The organism is Pseudomonas sp. P5_B2, assembly GCF_056400445.1.
Genome location: NZ_JBFULH010000584.1, coordinates 1 through 2,519 on the forward strand (window position 1 = coordinate 1; position 2,519 = coordinate 2,519).

General features: G+C 59.2%; 2 protein-coding genes. Both read right to left on the reverse strand.

Going from position 1 to position 2,519, the window contains the following annotated elements; genetic code table 11:
- Positions 1–113: 113 nt before the first annotated feature.
- Positions 114–1,187 (reverse strand): AI-2E family transporter, encoded by a 1,074-nt coding sequence (locus AC1DRJ_RS24280; protein ID WP_477804389.1) that lies wholly within the window; start codon positions 1,185–1,187, stop codon positions 114–116.
- A gap of 37 nt (positions 1,188–1,224) precedes the next feature.
- The gene (locus AC1DRJ_RS24285; protein ID WP_477804390.1) at positions 1,225–2,289 is read right to left on the reverse strand and encodes a DUF2066 domain-containing protein; all 1,065 of its coding nucleotides are present in this window, start codon (positions 2,287–2,289) and stop codon (positions 1,225–1,227) included.
- Positions 2,290–2,519 lie beyond the last annotated feature (230 nt).

Sequence of the window (2,519 nt, forward strand, 5' to 3'; positions counted from 1 at the left end):
TTAACACACTGGTTTCGTGACAGTTTTGTTGGCGGTGCATGTGACAGCTACGCGCGGGATGCAGGCCAACCCGGCAATGATCCGGGTTCGCCGCGACGGCCTTTCAACGAACCTTACCGCTTTGGCTCATCCGCACCGCTGTACATCTCGGAATCTTTATATAAATCATTCACATGGCGCACCAGCACCATGATCACCGCCGCCACCGGCAACGCCAGCAGCACGCCCGTAAAGCCGAACAGCTCGCCGCCCGCCAGAACGGCAAAAATCACCGCCACCGGGTGCAGGCCGATCCGGTCTCCTACCAACATGGGTGTCAACACCATGCCTTCCAGCGCCTGACCAGCCATGAACACCGCGACGATGCCCAGCATTGGATAGAGGTCGCCACTGAACTGGAACAGTCCGGCAATCAGTGCCGCGCCTATCCCGATGACAAAGCCCATGTACGGCACGATCGCGGCCAGACCGGCGATCACACCGATCAACAGCCCCAACTCCAACCCCACCAGCATCAGGCCCGCAGAGTAGATCACCCCCAACGCCACCATCACCAACAATTGCCCGCGCACGAACGCCCCCAGCACTTCGTGGCATTCGTCAGCCAGCATGACAGCGCGCTCTTCGCGATCACGCGGTAACAGGCTTCGGATTTTCCCCATCATCAGGTCCCAGTCCCGCAGCAAGTAAAAACTTACCACCGGGATCAATACCAGATTGGCCAGCCAGCCAATCAACGCGAGACCGGACGCCGTTGCCTGACTCAATACCACGCCGACGATGTCACTGGTCTGTGTCACGTGTTCGCTGATCGCAGCCTTGAGCCGATCAAATTTCCAGAAACCTTCTGACAACCCGAACTTCGATTGCGCCCACGGCAGTGCGGTGTGCTGCAGCCAGTCGAGCATTTGCGGCGCCAACTCATACAAACGAAACAATTGCTTGGCCAGCAGCGGCACCAACACCAGCATCAGCGTAGTGAAAATCAGGGTGAACAGCGCGAACACTGCCACCACCCCCCACGTTCTTGAAAGCCCGAACTTCTCCAGTCGATCCACCAGCGGATCGAACATATAGGCCAGAAGCAGCGCCACCAAAAAGGGCGTAAGGATCGGATGCAACAGCCAGACAAACGCGCAGAGCAGAACCACTCCACCCAACCAGAACCAACGGCGCGTATCGGCCATGTACCACTCCATGTGCATCTATATAAAGAAAGAAAACCTACCAGCGGAAGCGCAATTGCGGGGTCGGTGCCGGGGTTGGCGCTACAGCAGGCGTCGAACCCGGCACCACGGGCTGAACCGGTGCCACGGGCGCGGCAACTTCACCGGCCGGCACTTCCTGCAATTTCGCCAGCGATAACTGCGAGCGCAGTTGCTCGGCGCTGCCATTAACCCGATAAAGGATGCGATCAGCGCTGACACTTTGCAGGCGCGCGCCAAACGGGTCGAGTAGTCGCCCCAGCGTTGCGTAGCGCTCCAGGTTCATTCCCTGCACTTCCAGTAGTTGTTCGCCCGAAGCACCTGGCTTGACGACAAACCGTGGTGCCAGTCGTTGGCTGACCGCCAGCATCACCGCATCGGCCACCGCGGCCTGATCCGCGCCTTGCACACTGCCCGCCTCCTTCTTGTCGCCCATCCACAAATTCCATTTGGCCTGCCACTGCCCCCCCTCTTCTTCCCGGGCATGCACCGCGAGCAACGCATCAGCGTTGTAACGTTCCGATGCATTGTGCAGAGGCGTCGCGTCCGTGCCTTCCAGCGTCGGCGCTGTCGCCACCAACTGCTCACTCAGATCCGCCAGCGGCAAGCGCAATGGCAAGCCGCGGTGTTGCGCAGCTCGACGCAAAGGCGCGGCGCTGGCCTGGCCATCGCCCACCAGGCTGGAACCTTCGGTGGAGTCGTTCAACCACCAGCCGAGGATCGTCGGCCGATTCGCCCCCCACAACGACAGCCCCGCACGACGCAGCGCCTGCTCGGTGGAAGCCGGGTCGAAATCGACCTTCAGCACTTCCGGCGGCCCCGCCTCGAAGCCGTATTGACTGATGATTTGTTGCGGGTCCTTACGCAGGGCTGCCAATCCCGGACTTTGGGCTGCCTTGGGATCGCCGGTCAGACGTAATACCAGCGTATCCAGTGCACGCTGGGTCGCTTGATCACGCTCCTCGGGCGCCTGACTGGTGACAGGCTCGCGCACCTGATAAAGACCTTTCACGTTTTCGGCATGACTGGCGAGGCTGAATAGGGAAAAACAGCTCAAACACAAAAGTTTGGAAAGAAAACGCATGGAAGATTCCTGACGGCAAGAGCGGCTGGAACTGACCGCATGAAGGCATTGAGCAAGGCTGTGACCATTACCTCGCGCAAAACATTCACCCGACCCCGATAAGTTTTTGACTCTGTCATAACGATAGACGGTTAATGGCGATACTTTATACAGCCATGCGCGATGTCACTCACGCGGGCAATAACGGTTTTTTTTTGCCTATATGCCCCTGCTGTCGGCCTGAGGATGGC

Excerpts from the sequence above, each read along its gene's own strand:
- AC1DRJ_RS24280 (WP_477804389.1), bottom strand. The coding sequence starts at position 1,187 with ATGGCCGATACGCGCCGTTGGTTCTGGTTGGGTGGAGTGGTTCTGCTC.
- AC1DRJ_RS24285 (WP_477804390.1), bottom strand. The coding sequence starts at position 2,289 with ATGCGTTTTCTTTCCAAACTTTTGTGTTTGAGCTGTTTTTCCCTATTC.